Origin of the sequence: Paenibacillus anaericanus, from assembly GCF_003994475.1 — a bacterium.
Lineage (GTDB): Bacteria > Bacillota > Bacilli > Paenibacillales > Paenibacillaceae > Fontibacillus > Fontibacillus anaericanus.
Genome location: NZ_RZNY01000015.1, coordinates 1 through 16389, shown reverse-complemented (window position 1 = coordinate 16389; position 16389 = coordinate 1). Strand labels below are relative to the sequence as shown.

General features: G+C 44.0%; 15 protein-coding genes and 1 other RNA gene. All 16 read left to right on the top strand.

Features of this window, described 5'->3' with window-relative positions; all coding sequences use genetic code 11:
- Positions 1-2 precede the first annotated feature (2 nt).
- Entirely contained in the window at positions 3-971 is a 969-nt protein-coding gene (locus EJP82_RS17285) for a PhoH family protein (protein WP_127193327.1), read from the top strand.
- Positions 972-1092: 121 nt separating this feature from the next.
- Complete coding sequence (locus EJP82_RS17280) at positions 1093-3384, top strand: HD family phosphohydrolase (RefSeq protein WP_127193326.1); 2292 nt, start codon at positions 1093-1095, stop codon at positions 3382-3384.
- Positions 3356-3853, top strand: coding sequence for an rRNA maturation RNase YbeY (gene ybeY / locus EJP82_RS17275; protein WP_127193325.1), 498 nt, complete (start codon positions 3356-3358; stop codon positions 3851-3853). The genes EJP82_RS17280 and ybeY overlap by 29 nt, the downstream gene beginning before the upstream one ends.
- Positions 3853-4230, top strand: a complete 378-nt coding sequence (locus tag EJP82_RS17270) for a diacylglycerol kinase family protein (RefSeq protein WP_127193324.1) — start codon at positions 3853-3855, stop codon at positions 4228-4230. Before ybeY ends, EJP82_RS17270 begins: the two co-directional genes overlap by 1 nt.
- A gap of 31 nt (positions 4231-4261) precedes the next feature.
- Positions 4262-4675 (top strand): cytidine deaminase, encoded by a 414-nt coding sequence (locus EJP82_RS17265; RefSeq protein ID WP_127193323.1) that lies wholly within the window; start codon positions 4262-4264, stop codon positions 4673-4675.
- A gap of 28 nt (positions 4676-4703) precedes the next feature.
- Positions 4704-5609 carry a GTPase Era gene (gene era / locus EJP82_RS17260; RefSeq protein ID WP_127193322.1) on the top strand — a complete coding sequence of 302 codons (906 nt, stop codon included), beginning with the start codon at positions 4704-4706 and terminating at the stop codon, positions 5607-5609.
- A 100-nt stretch (positions 5610-5709) separates the two neighbouring features.
- Positions 5710-5847 (top strand): YqzL family protein, encoded by a 138-nt coding sequence (locus EJP82_RS17255; RefSeq protein ID WP_127193321.1) that lies wholly within the window; start codon positions 5710-5712, stop codon positions 5845-5847.
- Between the two features lie 21 nt (positions 5848-5868).
- Positions 5869-6618 carry a DNA repair protein RecO gene (gene recO, locus EJP82_RS17250; protein ID WP_127193320.1) on the top strand — a complete coding sequence of 250 codons (750 nt, stop codon included), beginning with the start codon at positions 5869-5871 and terminating at the stop codon, positions 6616-6618.
- A 348-nt stretch (positions 6619-6966) separates the two neighbouring features.
- A complete protein-coding gene (glyQ, locus tag EJP82_RS17245; protein ID WP_127193487.1) occupies positions 6967-7854 on the top strand; it encodes a glycine--tRNA ligase subunit alpha in 888 nt (295 codons plus the stop codon).
- A complete protein-coding gene (gene glyS, locus EJP82_RS17240) occupies positions 7847-9922 on the top strand; it encodes a glycine--tRNA ligase subunit beta (protein ID WP_127193319.1) in 2076 nt (691 codons plus the stop codon). Before glyQ ends, glyS begins: the two co-directional genes overlap by 8 nt.
- Before the next feature lie 32 nt (positions 9923-9954).
- Positions 9955-10416, top strand: a complete 462-nt coding sequence (locus tag EJP82_RS17235) for a YaiI/YqxD family protein (RefSeq protein ID WP_127193486.1) — start codon at positions 9955-9957, stop codon at positions 10414-10416.
- 42 nt (positions 10417-10458) lie between these two features.
- Entirely contained in the window at positions 10459-12282 is a 1824-nt protein-coding gene (dnaG, locus tag EJP82_RS17230; protein ID WP_127193318.1) for a DNA primase, read from the top strand.
- A 44-nt stretch (positions 12283-12326) separates the two neighbouring features.
- A complete protein-coding gene (gene rpoD / locus EJP82_RS17225; protein WP_127193317.1) occupies positions 12327-13463 on the top strand; it encodes an RNA polymerase sigma factor RpoD in 1137 nt (378 codons plus the stop codon).
- Between the two features lie 208 nt (positions 13464-13671).
- The gene (locus EJP82_RS17220; RefSeq protein ID WP_127193316.1) at positions 13672-14433 is read left to right on the top strand and encodes a tRNA (adenine(22)-N(1))-methyltransferase; all 762 of its coding nucleotides are present in this window, start codon (positions 13672-13674) and stop codon (positions 14431-14433) included.
- The gene (locus EJP82_RS17215; protein ID WP_127193315.1) at positions 14409-15524 is read left to right on the top strand and encodes a Nif3-like dinuclear metal center hexameric protein; all 1116 of its coding nucleotides are present in this window, start codon (positions 14409-14411) and stop codon (positions 15522-15524) included. The genes EJP82_RS17220 and EJP82_RS17215 overlap by 25 nt, the downstream gene beginning before the upstream one ends.
- 91 nt (positions 15525-15615) lie before the next feature.
- Positions 15616-16024: RNase P RNA component class A (rnpB, locus tag EJP82_RS17210), an RNA gene on the top strand.
- Positions 16025-16389: the final 365 nt, after the last annotated feature.

Below are 16389 nucleotides of genomic sequence, written 5' to 3'. Positions count from 1 at the left end.
ATTTGTCAGAACAATTAAGCAGCAAAATAAGTCTTCAGAATGCAACTGAGGCTCTATCCTTATTTGGCCCTCAAGATATTTTTCTTAAGTTAATTGAAGATAGTTTGAATGTTAGTATCGTCCTACGGGAATCGGAGCTATCTATTCGTGGTGATAGTCGTGAAGTAGAGATGAGTCAGCAATTGCTTGAAGTGTTACTAAAATTAGTTCGAAACGGGTATATATTGACCGAAAGAGACCTGTTATATGCTATCGATTTGGCGAAGGATCTTCGTGCAGATCAATTACTTGATTTATATAAGGGTGAAATTGCAGTTACCTTTCGTGGCAAACCGATTCGTGTAAAAACGATTGGGCAGAGTCATTATGTCACCACGATTAAGAAACAAGATGTCGTATTTGGTATCGGACCAGCAGGTACAGGTAAAACTTATCTCGCCGTCGTGTTGGCTATTGTGGCTTTAAAGGAAGGATCTGTGAAACGAATCATCCTCACAAGACCTGCGGTAGAAGCCGGGGAGAGCCTTGGATTCCTTCCAGGAGATTTACAGGAGAAGGTAGATCCCTATTTACGTCCGTTGTATGATGCTTTATACGATGTGATGGGCCCAGAGCAGACTGCCAAAGCATTAGAACGTGGATTAATTGAAATTGCCCCACTCGCTTATATGCGCGGCAGGACATTAGATGAAGCTTTCATTATTTTAGATGAGGCTCAGAACACTACGGCAGAACAAATGAAAATGTTCCTTACTCGTCTCGGAATCGGATCAAAAATGGTCATTACTGGTGACGTAACACAGATCGATCTTCCTAAAGGGAAAAAATCAGGGCTTATTGAAGCAAGAACTATTCTACAGGATATCGCTGAGATCGGATTTGTTGCTTTTACGGAAAGTGATGTCGTTAGGCATTCACTTGTTCAGAAAATTATAGTAGCTTATGACCGCGCCGCTGAAAATCAGGGTTAATCATCCAGCTCACGTACCTTCTAGAATTACTTCTAATACAAGCTAACTCCTGCATCGGTCGTTAAGGACTGATGTGGGGGAGGTTACGCAAGAGTTTATATTTTTCAGGAGGGCATGTCTTATGACCCCGAAAGAACAGCAAGTAGGCAATTCGATTAGGACTAGAACAGCAGGATGGAAGCATAGCCCAGCAGTTCGCTATGCTCTGTTTCTGCTGCTTATTGTTATGTTGTATGTCAGCTTGGCGCCGAAGTTGTTACCCGAAAAATACGATATCGCCATTGGAATGCCAACAGATAAAGAAATTTTGGCACCTATGGAAATACCGAATACCAAGGCTACTTTGAAGGCACAAGAGCAAGCGGCAGAGAAGGTAGGACAAGTCTATACCATTCTTCCGCTCCGCAACGAAGTATTAGTGGGGCAAATGATGGATCGGATCTTCCGATTGAATCAGGATGATCTAATTTCCACCGAAGAGAAAATAAAGATCTATCGTGATGATCTGCAACAGATGCCAAAGGATTTTATACAAACCTTTATCGCAAATAATCGTAACTCAGGTACTTACTCTGCTACATTATTCCAAGAAGTGACTGGACGAATTGAAGAGCAACAGTATCATATTACTGAGGAAACATTTATTAAGATTCCTAGGCTCCAGTCGGATGACATCAATGAGATGAAGACTGTAGCTATGAATATTGTAACTCGTTTAACCGCGGATCAAATAGGGGATGCACAGACGGCACGTGCCAAAGTAGCTGAAATGGTAAGCACCAGTTCGCTAACCACACGTGTTTCCCGTGAGGTAGTACAGGAACTAGCACGTCTCGCAATTACAGCAAACAAATTCTATGATGAGGAAGCAACCAAAGCGGCGAAGGTGGATGCCCGTGAGAATACACCGACCGTGTATATTAATCAGGGCGATGTACTCGTTCCGAAGGGTGAGAAAATTACCCAGGAAATGTACACTCTGCTTGAGAAGAATGGGCTACTAAAGAATGAAGTGAATTATTGGCCCCAATTCGGTTTGCTTTTATTATCTTCACTACTCGTTATAGGGCTTATTATGTATTTCCGACAATCAGAGGTTGCAAGCCGGTTTAAATATAATAATGCGCAGTTTGTGATGCTAATGCTGATCATTCTTATTACTATCTTGTCCATGCATATCGTTAGTATTGTTCAGAGTGATCAACGTCCTTATATTGGATACCTTGCTCCAATTGCAACTGGAGCGATGCTAATCACTTTATTACTCGACTTATCACTAGCTTATATTTGTTCCATTCTGTTTAGTATATTAGCTAGCATCATTTTGAATGTCCACCAAGGGCAAATTTTTGATTTTCAATTCGGCTTTTTTGCGGTGATTACATCTTTCGCCTCCATTTTTGCTATCCACCGTGCAAGTCAACGTTCTACGTTGTTGAAGGCAGGCATCATGATATGTCTGTTTGGCTCTTTTGCAGTATTCTCAACCATTCTGATTAATAATAATGGTTGGAGTCAATCTAATACGCTCTATGCTTTAGGTGCTGCGTTTGCAGGAGGTTTGCTTACAACCATACTAGTTATTGGCTTGATGCCATTCTTTGAAGTTACATTTGGTATCCTTTCCGCTTTGAAGCTAGTAGAGTTGTCCAATCCTAACCATCCTTTATTACGCAAGTTACTTACAGAAACGCCTGGAACGTACCATCACAGCGTGATGGTTGGTAATCTGTCGGAAGCCGCAGCAGAAGCGATCGGTGCTAATGGTTTACTTTGCCGCGTAGGATCTTATTATCATGATATTGGGAAGACCAAGCGGCCGGGTTATTTTATCGAGAACCAGAACAACATCGAGAACCCGCATGACTTTATTGATCCTAAGCTGAGTAAATCGATTATTATCGCCCATGCCCGAGATGGGGTTGAGATGCTGAAGGATTATAAGCTACCCAAACCGATCCGGGATATTGCGGAACAACATCATGGCACAACATTTCTGCATTATTTCCATCATAAAGCGTTGCGGCTAGCTGAAGAGCAAGGAGTGGAGCCGGACTTTACGGAAGCTGATTTTAGATATCCCGGGCCAAAAGCTCAATCTAAGGAGGCTGCTGTCGTTGGTATTGCTGACAGTGTCGAGGCAGCTGTACGTTCCCTGCGTAAACCTACGGTGGAGCAGGTTGAATCTATGATTGAGAAAATTATTAAGAGTCGTCTAGACGATCATCAGTTTAATGAGTGCGATTTGACGCTCAGAGAACTGGATTTAGTGTCCCGAACATTAAAGGAAACGGTAATGGGGATCTTCCATTCTCGTATTGAATATCCAGAGGAAATTAAGAAAACTAAAGTAAATGATGAGAAGGATAGGGGGCACGATAATAATGGGCCTACAACTGGCTTGGAGCAATGAACAAGAGTTGCTCGAAATCGGTGAGGATTTAATTGAACTGCTGGATGCCTTATTGCAAAGTGCAGGTGTGGCTGAAGGTGTAACCGAAGGAGAGGTTGCTCTGACGTTTGTTGATGATGAAGCCATTCATCAGCTCAACCGTGAATATAGAGGAATTGATCGGCCGACGGATGTTCTTTCTTTTGCCATGAATGAATCACTTGATGAAGAACTAGACATTGTGTATGAGCTAGAACAAGGGGATGAGATGGACAGTCCTCTAAATATGCTCGGAGATATAATTATTTCAGTGGATCGTGCACAAATGCAAAGTGAGGAATATGGGCATTCTCTAAAAAGGGAGATCGGTTTTTTGTTTCTCCATGGATTTCTACATTTGCTTGGCTATGATCATCAAGATGATGCTAGTGAAGCTGAGATGATGGGTAAACAAGAAGCTATTCTGACCCAAGTTGGGCTTCTACGCTAATGAAAGTCCGGAACCAGAAGTTGACTGCTTCGTTCCGAAATGCGTTGGAAGGGATTGTCATTGCGTTTAAGACACAGCGTAATATACGGATTCATGTCACTATGTCTATTATGGTTGTTTTGGCGGCGTTCTATTTTAAGCTTCCACCACGTGATTTTGCTCTGATTCTGCTTGTGATCGGCCTCGTGATTACAGCTGAATTACTGAATACAGCGATTGAAGCTATCGTCGACTTGGTGATGCCGGAATGGCATGCCTTGGCGAAGATAGCTAAAGACACCGCAGCAGGGGCTGTGCTGGTCGCCGCCGGAGTCGCCGTGGTGATCGGCCTCTTGCTGTTCTATAAGCCTGTCATGATCTGGTTTGGATGGTATTAAAGGAACCCGTGCATATTTATCACTAAAGGAGATGAGTAAAGTGGATAAGGCCCAATTGTTACAAGAAGCAATAGCAGCACGTAATTCGGCTTATATTCCCTATTCTGGCTTCGGTGTTGGAGCAGCACTTTTGGATAGTGAGGGACATGTACATCGTGGTTGTAATGTCGAGAATGCTGCATACGGTCCAACAAACTGCGCGGAGCGGACAGCACTCTTTCGTGCCATCGCAGATGGGCTCAGCCCAGGCAGTTTTCGCGCTCTTGCAGTGGTTGGAGATACAGAGGACCCGATTGCGCCTTGTGGCGTATGTCGTCAGGTGATTTTAGAGTTATGTGCACCGGATATGCCGGTTTTTCTCGGTAATTTGAAGGGTGATATACGCGAGACGACGGTAGGGGAATTACTCCCTTTTGCTTTCGGTCCCTCGCATTTATTGGAATAAAGGTGAAATAGGAAAGGATCAACTAACTATGGCAAAATCAAAAAAATTCAAATCCGGCTTTGTTGCGATTGTCGGCCGTCCGAATGTGGGCAAATCAACGCTCATGAACCAAATTATAGGTCAAAAAATCGCAATCATGTCTGATAAACCGCAGACAACGCGGAATAAAATTCATGGCGTGTATACTTCAGAAGAGATGCAAATTGTCTTCTTGGATACACCGGGGATTCATAAACGCCAATCCAAACTTGGCGATTTCATGAATTCTACAGCTCTTAATACACTTGGAGAAGTTGAAGCGGTACTATTCCTTGTAGACGCAGCTGAAGGGCTGGGTGGTGGCGACCGCTTTATCGCTGAGCGATTGAAGGAAGTTCGTACACCGGTCATTCTAGTACTCAACAAAATAGATCGTATTGTTCCGGAACAATTATTACCTATGATTGATGAATATCGCAAACTTCATGACTTTGCGGAAATTATCCCAATTTCAGCGAAGATGGGTAACAATGTGGATACCTTACTAGAACAAATAAGCAAATATTTGCCTCAAGGACCACAATATTATCCAGATGACCAAATTACGGATCATCCTGAGCAATTCGTATGTGCTGAGCTCATTCGTGAGAAGATCCTTAATTTGACTCGCGAAGAGGTACCCCACTCCATAGCTGTGTCAATTGAAGATATGCGCGTAGAGAGTAACGGATTCGTTCGTATGTCTGCGGTTATCTTTGTAGAACGCGATTCTCAGAAGGGAATTATCATTGGTAAACAGGGAGCTCTGCTCAAAGAGGTCGGGAAGCTAGCTAGACATGATATCGAGAATTTGCTCGGTTCGAAGATATTCCTTGAGCTTTGGGTTAAGGTGAAGAAAGACTGGCGTAATCAGGATCGAGTTCTGAAGGATCTAGGATTTCACCGGGACGCTTAATTAATTATACTGGGAGTTATTGCAACGCATAGATCACGTCTCAGCGCACATCCTATACTCGAAGTTGCAGGCATCATTTCGAAGAAAGGGTGAATGCTAAATGCGAGACTTTTCTTGGAAGTATTTTGCAATGACGGGAGATGTCGATGCCTATTTATTATTTAAGGAAGCCAGCGGAGAATCTGAAATGGAGGTTTCGGTGGCTGAAGAAATGATCGTCCAGGAAGAGGTCGATTAAGGCCAGGTTGGGGGAAGAATCATGCTATATAGGGTGAAAGGAATTGTCATCCGCAGCATGGACTACGGCGAGGGAAACAAAATTATTACATTATGTACAGAGACTCATGGGAAAATAGGCGTTATGGCTCGTGGTGCGAAAAAGTTAAAAAGCCGACATGGTGCCATAACCCAGCCTTTTACTTATGGTGAATTTGTTTTCTACCGTCAAAATGGCGGTTTAGGATCGTTAAATCAAGGTGAGATTATTGAATCTCACTTTTCTTTACGTAGTGATTTGCTTCTCGCGGCGTATGCTTCATATGCTTGTGAATTGTTGGATCGGAGTCTCCATGATGAAGAAGTGGGAACTTTTTGGTTTACCCAGTTGAAAGCTTGTCTGGAAGGACTCACAGCGGGCAAAGATCAACAGATCGTCATTCACTTATTCGAGATTAAAATTTTACAAGCTTCTGGTTACGGTCCATCATTTGAAGCTTGTGTATCCTGTGGTTCATTAGAGGAAAGTACAAGAGTCAGTCCCTTGTTGGGGGGCAGACTATGTCAAAGATGCCGTCATCATGATCATGGGGCTATAACAATTTCTCCGGGAACTCTGCGGTTATTGTCTCTCTTTGAAAAGATGGATATGCGTAGATTAGGCAATATTGAAGTTAAAGAAACAACAAAGGAAGAATTAAAGAAGGTTATGCGCGCCTTTATGGATACTCAGCTATCACTTAATCTTAAATCTCGTCATTTTCTTGACCAGATGGAAAAATATGAAATTTGACGAACTTCATAAAATCATTTATTATTTATGAGAATATCTCTATATAAGAGAAACATGCGTTGAAGTGGAAAAGTAATGAGGTTCTTATCTGTGAAGCGAGCCGGGGATAGTGGGAGCCTGGACAGAGAGACACATGAAACGGCATCCTCGGAGCATGTAACGAACGTGAAAAGCGGATTTATTGATTCCTTGATCAAATCAGAGGATCGTAAATCAAGTAGGGTGGAACCGCGGGACTACACAGCTCTCGTCCCTACGTCTGACAGCAGGCGTAGAGATGAGGGCTTTTTTGCGTTCTCTTTACTCAAACGGCGGCTGTACACTATGAGTGTAAAAGGAGATGGGTTCATGAATTTTCAAGGAATGATATTGACGCTGCAGCAGTTTTGGGCGGAACAGAAATGTATTGTAGTACAACCTTATGATGTTGAGAAAGGTGCGGGTACACTTAACCCGATGACGTTTCTACGTTCAATCGGACCAGAGCCATGGAACGTGGCTTATGTCGAGCCTTCACGCCGTCCAGCAGACGGACGTTATGGGGAGAACCCGAACCGTTTGTACCAACATCACCAGTTCCAGGTTATTATGAAGCCGTCCCCAGACAATATTCAAGAGATTTATCTCGAAAGTCTGAAACGGCTTGGTATAGATCCACTCCAACATGATATTCGGTTTGTCGAAGACAACTGGGAACATCCTGGACTCGGGGCTTGGGGTCTTGGCTGGGAAGTATGGTTAGATGGTATGGAGGTAACTCAATTTACGTATTTCCAACAGGTAGGTGGGATTGAAGCGAATCCAGTCGCTGTAGAGATCACTTACGGTATGGAACGCCTCGCATCCTATATTCAAGATAAAGAGAATGTGTACGATTTAGAGTGGGTAGAAGGTACATCTTATGGGGATATCTTTCACCAACCAGAATTTGAGCATTCCAAGTATACGTTTGAGGTATCTGATGTAAAAATGTTGTTTACCTTATTTAATATGTACGAGCAAGAAGCAGGTAAAGCGATGGAACAACATCTTGTTTTCCCAGCATACGATTATGTGCTGAAATGTTCCCATGCCTTCAATTTACTTGATGCTAGAGGTGCGATCAGTGTAACAGAGCGGACAGGTTATATTACTCGAGTGCGTAATTTGTCACGGCAAGTGGCAGCAACATATTTGGAGGAGCGAGAGAAGCTAGGATTCCCGATGCTTCAAAAGGGAGGTGCTGACCGTGGCTAAGGATCTATTGTTTGAAATTGGTTTAGAAGAAATGCCAGCACGATTCATTCGCGCGGCGGTAGAACAATTGCAAGACCGTATGGCTAAGTGGTTAGACGATTCGGTCATTAAATATGGTTCAATCGAGAGCTATGCTACTCCGCGTCGTCTTGCTGTGCTTGTTCGCGATGTAGCCGAGAAACAAGAGGATGTTCATGAAGAAGTTAAAGGTCCATCTCGCAAAATCGCTCTTGATGAACAGGGTCAATGGAGCAAAGCTGCGCTTGGATTCGCTCGTAGTCAAGGCGCTAGTCCAGAACAGTTCACTTTTAAGGAACTAGGCGGTACAGAGTACGTTTATGTTAGCAAGAATAGTATTGGTCTGGAGACAGCGACAATCGTGTCTGAAGGACTGCTTAGCATTCTGAATGCCATGAATTTCCCTAAAAACATGCGCTGGGCGAGTTATGACTTTAAATTTGTACGCCCGATCCGTTGGATGGTGGCATTGTTCGGTAGCGAGATCATCGATATCGAAATCGCCGGTGTGAAATCGGGTAATGTAACGAGAGGTCACCGCTTCTTGGGTAGTGAGATTGTAATCGATGAGCCAGCGGCATATGTAGAAGCGTTGCGTGCTGGTCATGTTATAGCAGATATTAATGAGCGTAAGCAATTGATTACGGAGCAAATAGACGCTTTGGCTAAGGAGAAAGGCTGGAACATTGCTGTCAAGGAAGATCTTCTTGAAGAAGTCTTGTTCCTAGTGGAGACGCCAACTGTATTGTATGGAACATTTGAAGAATCATTCCTACAAATTCCACAGGAAGTACTTATCACTTCTATGCGTGAGCATCAGCGTTATTTCCCAGTATTAAACGCACAAGCTGCGCTACTTCCGTATTTCGTCACGGTTCGTAACGGAAATGCTACTTCACTAGATGTTATTGCTAAGGGAAATGAGAAAGTACTACGCGCTCGTCTTTCCGATGCGAAATTTTTCTATGAAGAAGATCAAAAACATCTCATCAAGGATTTCTTATCCAAATTGGAAAGCATTGTGTTCCATGAGGAGCTGGGATCTGTCGGAGATAAAGTGCGTCGTATTCGCCGGAACAGTGACAAGTTAGCAGAGTTGCTAGGGTCTGATTCAGGTACAGCCGAAGCGGTTAGCCGCACGGCGGAAATTTGTAAATTTGATTTGGTAACACAAATGGTTTATGAATTCCCTGAACTTCAAGGTGTGATGGGCGAAGATTATGCACGCAAGGCTGGAGAATCTGAAGCTGTAGCTAGAGGTGTGTTTGAGCATTATCAACCTCGCTTTGCTGGTGAAACTGTACCGAGTTCTGAAGTAGGTTCTATCGTCAGCATTGCAGATAAAATTGATACCATAACGGGATGCTTCTCCATCGGTATCGTTCCAACAGGCTCGCAGGACCCTTACGGTTTGCGCCGCCAGGCAGCAGGTATTGTTCAAATTATGCTGGAACATAAGCTACCAGTGAAGCTTTATGACATTTTCAAAATCGCATTAGATACACATCAAGAGCTCCGTGGTTTGAAGCGTTCAGAATCTGAAATTTTGAAGGATCTGTTCGACTTCTTTGGTCTTCGGGTGAGAAAGACGTTGTCCGAACGTCTTCGTTACGATGTAGTTGATGCCGTAATGGCAGCTGGCTATGACGATGTAGTTTCCGTAGTAGCACGAGGAGTGGCTTTGATGGATGCGGTGGATCAACCGGATTACAAATCGACCGTGGAATCCTTCGGACGGGTAAGTAATTTGGCAGCAAAGGCATCTGTTGAAAAAGTGCGTTCCGATTTGTTTAACGAACCAGCAGAGCAGGCCCTTTACGACGCATGGAAATCGATTACGGTTGAATATCATCAGGTTTTAGAACAGGGGAATGCGACGGAAGCATTGGAATTAATCAGTAGCTTAAAGGGAACAATTACAGTATTCTTCGAGGCAGTCATGGTAATGGCAGAAGACGAAGTTATTCGCATGAACCGTCTTGCGCTTTTAGCTGCAATTGATAATGACCTAAAAACCTTTGCTGATTTCGGGAAAATTGTCTGGGCGTAAATTTTGTTTGCCAAAGAAGGGGCGGGAGAATGATGAATATATCCATAGTTGTGGACGGAGACTCCTGCCCCGTTAAGGCAGAAATAATTGAATTGGCTTCTCGCTTTGGGGTCCATGTATTGATGGTTTCTTCACATGATCATGTGCTTCAACAATCTGAAGGTGTTTCGGTCATTCAGGTGGACAGGGGTCAAGACAGTGCCGATTTGTATATTGCGAATCATATCGCCAAAGGAGACATCGTAGTAACGCAAGATTATGGCCTTGCAGCTCTTGTCATTGCTAAGTCTTGTCAAGCTTTGTCTCCCCGTGGCGAGCAATATCATACAGGTAATATAGATTATTTGCTCGAACGTCGTCATTTTCAAGCAAAAGCGAGGCGGGGCGGGCGTTATTCTAAAGGGCCGAAGCCTTTTACTGACGAGGACAGAACTCAGTTCAAAGATATGTTATTAAAACTTTTGCAGGAAATGCAGGAGAATGTACAATTTTAGCGAATTACTATTTACGTGTTAATAGAGATGAAGGTGTTTTGAATGAGTACCGGGCGAACGAATATTCCGGAGGAAGTCATTGAGGCGGTTCTACAGCAACATGATATCGTCGATACGGTCGGCAGGCATGTTCATCTAACTAAGCAGGGTAAGTATATGAAAGGGCTATGTCCCTTCCATTCGGAGAAGACACCGTCTTTCACGGTGACCCCCGAACGGCAAATCTTCCACTGCTATGGCTGCGGCAAGGGCGGCAATGCCATCAAATTTAAGATGGAAATCGAAGGATTATCCTTTCCCGAAGCTGTCAGAATTATGGCGGAAGAAGCCCATATCCCTTATGAAGATGGAGCTCGTCGATTTGGAGACACACCTCAGAGCCGGGAGATGGAACAACTTTTGCAGGCGCATGAATGGTCCTCGAAGTTGTATCACTTTCTTCTGAAGAATACGGAACATGGCAAACCAGCAATGGATTATTTGAAGTCTAGAGGATTCAGTGACAAAGCGATTGACACGTTTCAGATTGGTTTTGCACCAGCTCGCTGGGATACTCTTGTCCAGTTCTTAGAGAAAAGATCCTTTGATCTTGAGTCTATGGAGAAGGGTGGGCTTTTGTCACCTAAGCAGGATGGTTCAGGATTTGTAGATCGATTCCGCGATAGGGTTATTTTTCCTTTACACAACCGGAACGGTAAAGTGATTGCCTTTGCTGGAAGAATTCTTGGCGAGGGTGGGCCCAAATATCTCAACTCTCCCGAGAGTAAGCTTTTTAGTAAAAGTCGGACGCTCTATAATCTTCATCAAGCGAAGACGGAGATCCGCAAATCACGGCAAATTGTATTGTTTGAAGGTTATGGGGATGTAATTAGTGCCTGGGAGTCAGGTGTTCATAATGGTGTTGCTACGATGGGGACTGCCCTAACGGAGGGACACGCCAGCATGATGCGGGGACTCGCAGACGAAATTATTGTTTGTTATGACGGAGATCAAGCAGGACAAGCCGCGGCATTAAAAAGTATTCCTATACTAGAAAACGTAGGTTTTGTGATCAAAGTCGCTTTGCTTAGCGAAGGAATGGACCCGGATGAGTTTATTCAGAAGTACGGGGGCGAGCGATTTAAGCACCAAGTATTGGATGGCGCAGTATCATCAGTCAAATTTAGGCTTATATATCTGAAGAAAAACCATATACTGCTAGAAGAGGGCGGAAAGGTAGCTTACATCAAAGATGCTATGGGTGTAATCGCACCACTGCCATCACCTACGGAACGCGAAATTTACTTGAAAGAATTATCAGCTGATCTCCAAGTTTCATTTGATAGTTTGAAACAGGAATGTAATGAATTTCGAATGGCCATGCAAAAAAAGGAACCACTTGGGGATAATAACGACAAAAGGTGGAATAATGGTAGGCATAAAAAGGGGCAGACATCCATGCCGGCTCTGTTGCCTGCTTACCATGTTGCGGAACGAAGATTGCTCTCCTTCATGCTTCAAGATGAAGAAGTATCACGATATGTGTGGGAGCGCCTTGGGGACGAATTTAACATCGAGGATCATGCAGCTATTGCTGCTTATCTATACGCGTATTACGCGCAAGGAAAACCGCCGGACGCGAGCAGATTTATTTCGTCGCTTCAGGATGAACGGCTTGAACAAACATTAATTTCTATTGCTATGATGGATACTCCTGGGGAATGGACTTCTCTGGAACTGGACGATTGTATCCGTGAAATTCGAAAGGTACCACTACAAAATCAAATTAAAAGTAAGAAGGAAGAAATGGTTTCGGCTGAACGGGCCGGAGACTTCTTACTGGCGGCACAGATTGCAAGTGAGATTATTGCCCTAGAGAGACAGTAAAACGATGGATGTTGAGTAATTTTCTAGGGAGGAGGGAGTCGAATATGGCGAATGATCAGCATACTGAACTAGAAACAGAACTGACGCTGGATCAGGTGAAAGACCAGTTGATTGAAAAAGGTAAGAAAAGATCTTCCTTAACCTATAAAGAGATCATGGAGAAACTTTCGCACTTTGATCAAGACCCTGAACAAATGGACGAGTTTTTTGAACATTTGGGTGATTTAGGGATAGACGTTTCAAATGATAGTGACGAAGAACTTACAGTGCATGGTAGTGAAGAAGAGGGTAGTGGTCGTAGTAATCGCGATGAGTTTAACTTTGAAGATGATTTGACGCTTCCTCCAGGTATTAAGATTAATGATCCGGTACGAATGTACCTTAAAGAAATTGGCCGAGTTCCACTTCTATCTGGGGATGATGAAGTTCAACTTGCTGTACGGATTCAGAACGGGGACGAGGAAGCCAAACGTCGCCTCGCTGAAGCAAACCTTCGGCTCGTAGTCAGCATTGCCAAAAGGTATGTAGGACGCGGCATGCTGTTTCTTGACTTGATCCAGGAAGGTAATATGGGCCTGATCAAAGCGGTTGAGAAATTTGATCACAATAAAGGATTCAAATTTAGTACTTACGCCACTTGGTGGATTCGCCAGGCAATTACGCGTGCGATTGCCGACCAAGCAAGAACCATTCGGATTCCCGTACACATGGTGGAAACGATTAATAAGCTGATTCGTGTTTCTCGTCAACTTCTGCAGGAACTCGGACGTGAACCAACTCCAGAGGAAATTGCGGCTGAGATGGAACTTACTGTGGAGAAAGTTCGCGAAATTATGAAGATTGCCCAAGAGCCGGTTTCATTAGAAACACCGATTGGTGAAGAAGATGATTCGCATTTAGGGGACTTTATTGAAGATCAAGAAGCATTGGCTCCGGCTGATGCGGCTGCTTATGAGCTCTTGAAGGAGCAACTAGAGGACGTGCTGGATACGCTCACGGAACGTGAGGAGAATGTACTTCGCCTGCGTTTTGGACTTGATGATGGCCGAACAAGAACACTTGAAGAGGTAGGTAAGGTGTTCGGCGTTACGCGGGAAAGAATTCGTCAAATCGAAGCCAAGGCACTCCGCAAGCTGCGTCATCCGAGTCGTAGTAAACGGCTGAAGGATTTTCTCGAATAAGCGTAGAAATCGACCTTCTGCATCCATGCAGCAAGGTCTTTTTTTTGGCAGACGGTCAATCCTTTTGTTAGCATAGAATGAATATAATCTAATTTCTTTCTTTTGGGTCCATTTCCTATTTTTTTCTTTACTGGTTTATATTTTAACTTTTTTCGTTGATCATTGCAAATGATTGTCAACAACTAAAATATGGGGGTGTAAGCTCTTCGTGAAAATATCATCAAGATTACAACAAATTGCAGATCGATTGCCGGAGGGATGTCGATTAGCTGATATCGGTTCCGATCACGCATTATTGCCAGTTTCAGCTGTACGAAGTGGTCGTGTCTCCTTCGCTGTGGCTGGTGAGGTATCCGATGGTCCATTTGATGCAGCTAGAAGGCAAGTTGCTGAGGCTGGTGAGGGACACAGAATTTCTGTTCGCAAAGGAAATGGATTGGAAGTTATTACAGCTGGAGAGGTCGATACGATCACAATAGCTGGTATGGGTGGGGCTTTGATCGTGTCGATTCTAACAACGGGAGAGGACAAACTGGTTGGTGTGAAACGTTTGGTGCTCCAACCTAATGTGGCCGAAGAATTAGTTCGCCGTTATTTACTGGAGCGCGGCTGGTTTCTTTCCGAAGAAGTTATCTTAGAAGAAGATGGTAAAATATATGAGATCCTCACAGCAGATGCTCATCCCGACGCAGAGCAATTAAACGAGGAGTTGTATCGTGAGCGTACATTGCCTGGTGGAGATATTAAGCTTTCTAGAGAGTTATTGTTGGAGCTGGGGCCACGATTGACCGCGGTACCGAATGATGTTTTCTTTCGTAAATGGGAGTCTGAACTGCGTAAATTGGATAGAATCCGTAAATCAATAGCTACATCCTCTTTGGAGTCTTCGAGGGAGAAGGAAGAAGAAGTGGGTAGGATATATGCACAGTTGGAGGAGGTTCTGACATGTTTGCAAAAGGACAAACAGTAATTCAATATATGGAGCAGCTTGCTCCAAAGCATGTAGCTATGGAAGGTGATAAGATCGGATTGCAGCTTGGAAGTTTGCAGAAGGAGATCACCGGAGTACTGGTTGCTCTTGACGTAAATGAAGATGTCGTAGAAGAGGCTATTTCTCTTGGGGCCAATCTGATTGTGGCACATCATGCCATTATTTATCGCCCACTGAGTAATTTACAAAGCGATACTCCAATGGGCAAAGTATATGAGAAATTAATCAAGAACGATATCGCAGTATATATCAGTCATACGAATCTTGATGTTACCGAAGGTGGAATGAACGACTGGATGGCTGAAGTGCTGGGGATTCAGAACGTTATTCCCTTAGAGGATATTCATACAGACAATCTGTATAAGCTAGTCGTCTTTGTGCCCAAAGATCATCATCAGCGCGTGTTAGATGCGATTCTAAATGCTGGTGCAGGCTGGATTGGGAATTATAGTCATTGCAGTTTCAATATCGAAGGCTACGGTACTTTTTTGCCGCAGGAAGGAACGCAACCTTTTATCGGTAAAGAGGGGAAGCTAGAAAAGGTCGAAGAAATTCGTATTGAAACTATCGTACCCCAAAGTTCTCGTAATAAGGTCATTCAAGCTATGCTGAAAAGCCACCCTTACGAGGAGGTTGCATACGATCTATATGGAATGGATCTGAAGGGGCGTACACTGGGACTCGGACGAGTTGGTAAACTCCAGGAACCAGTTAGTCTAGACGCATTCGTACAGCGGGTTAAAGAGAAATTTGATGTTCCTGCAGTCCGTGTTGTTGGTGATTTGAATCGGCAGATCAAGAAAGCTGCTGTTGTAGGCGGTTCCGGTGGACGGTATTGGAAACACGCGTTATTTCGCGGTGCCGATGTACTCGTAACTGGCGACGTTGATTATCATACGGCACAAGATGCTTTGATGGCTGGCATAACGATCATTGATCCCGGTCACAATGCGGAGAAAATGATGAAGCCAAGAGTGGCCGCTTGGCTGACGGACAAACTGCAGGGTGATAAATACGAGACGAAGGTACATGCCTCCTCAATTGATACCGAGCCATTTGCATTTCTGTAAATGTGTAGATATTGACATAAAACGCTAATACTACCGCAAATTCATGCTTGTGATTCCATAGCAATGCCTGTATACTAACAATTGTTGCCCGAAAGTTTGACAGACAATCGCCGGTGGCTTATGCCACGGGAGGAAAGTCCGGGCTCCGTAGGGCAGGGTGCTGGATAATGTCCAGTCGGCGCGAGCTGAAGGATAGTGCCACAGAAATGGACCGCCGATGGCTTCCGCAAGGGAGCACAGGTAAGGATGGAACCGAGGTGTAAGAGACCCCGAGGAACGCTGGTGACTTCGTTCCTGGTAAACCCCACTTGGAGCAAGACCTAATGGGACGCAGTTTCTTCTTATGGAAGAGACAACCTTTGCCCGAGGCGCGTCTGGGTTGGTCGCTGGAGCCGTCCAGTAATGTACGGCCTAGATAGATGATTGTCACTCATGGCGGGAGGGTAGTTCCCGTTCAAACCGCGAAGAGTACAGAACCCGGCTTACGGCAAACTTTCATCACTGCAACACATTTAAGAGGCTTTTGCCTCGGCTACATAGACTAAACAATAAAGCCTCCACATTGGAATGAATTCTGCGTAAGCAGTTCATCTCGATGTGGAGGCTTTTGTTTCATTTTAGAATAGATTGAATAGTTGTCTTTATTAAATTGTAACCATTCTACCAGTGTTTGGTGTGGCGTGAATGTATTGGTGTGTGAATAACAGGAACTTATCCAGTTAATATCACTATTTACCACCAGTCGGAAATTTATCTGGAATTTCTCCATCTGATTTGGCGTTTTGTAGCCATAGTGGTGGAAAACGGTTAACTTAACTAGAGTATTAGAACTAGAATAAAAAGTGGACACCTCGATAAGAGAATT

Coding starts and splice junctions, on each gene's coding strand:
- rpoD (WP_127193317.1), top strand. CDS start 12,327: ATGGCGAATGATCAGCATACTGAACTAGAAACAGAACTGACGCTGGAT.
- EJP82_RS17215 (WP_127193315.1), top strand. CDS start 14,409: ATGTTTGCAAAAGGACAAACAGTAATTCAATATATGGAGCAGCTTGCT.
- recO (WP_127193320.1), top strand. CDS start 5,869: ATGCTATATAGGGTGAAAGGAATTGTCATCCGCAGCATGGACTACGGC.
- glyQ (WP_127193487.1), top strand. CDS start 6,967: ATGAATTTTCAAGGAATGATATTGACGCTGCAGCAGTTTTGGGCGGAA.
- EJP82_RS17270 (WP_127193324.1), top strand. CDS start 3,853: ATGAAAGTCCGGAACCAGAAGTTGACTGCTTCGTTCCGAAATGCGTTG.
- era (WP_127193322.1), top strand. CDS start 4,704: ATGGCAAAATCAAAAAAATTCAAATCCGGCTTTGTTGCGATTGTCGGC.
- ybeY (WP_127193325.1), top strand. CDS start 3,356: ATGGGCCTACAACTGGCTTGGAGCAATGAACAAGAGTTGCTCGAAATC.
- EJP82_RS17280 (WP_127193326.1), top strand. CDS start 1,093: ATGACCCCGAAAGAACAGCAAGTAGGCAATTCGATTAGGACTAGAACA.
- dnaG (WP_127193318.1), top strand. CDS start 10,459: ATGAGTACCGGGCGAACGAATATTCCGGAGGAAGTCATTGAGGCGGTT.
- EJP82_RS17235 (WP_127193486.1), top strand. CDS start 9,955: ATGAATATATCCATAGTTGTGGACGGAGACTCCTGCCCCGTTAAGGCA.
- EJP82_RS17255 (WP_127193321.1), top strand. CDS start 5,710: ATGCGAGACTTTTCTTGGAAGTATTTTGCAATGACGGGAGATGTCGAT.
- EJP82_RS17265 (WP_127193323.1), top strand. CDS start 4,262: ATGAGTAAAGTGGATAAGGCCCAATTGTTACAAGAAGCAATAGCAGCA.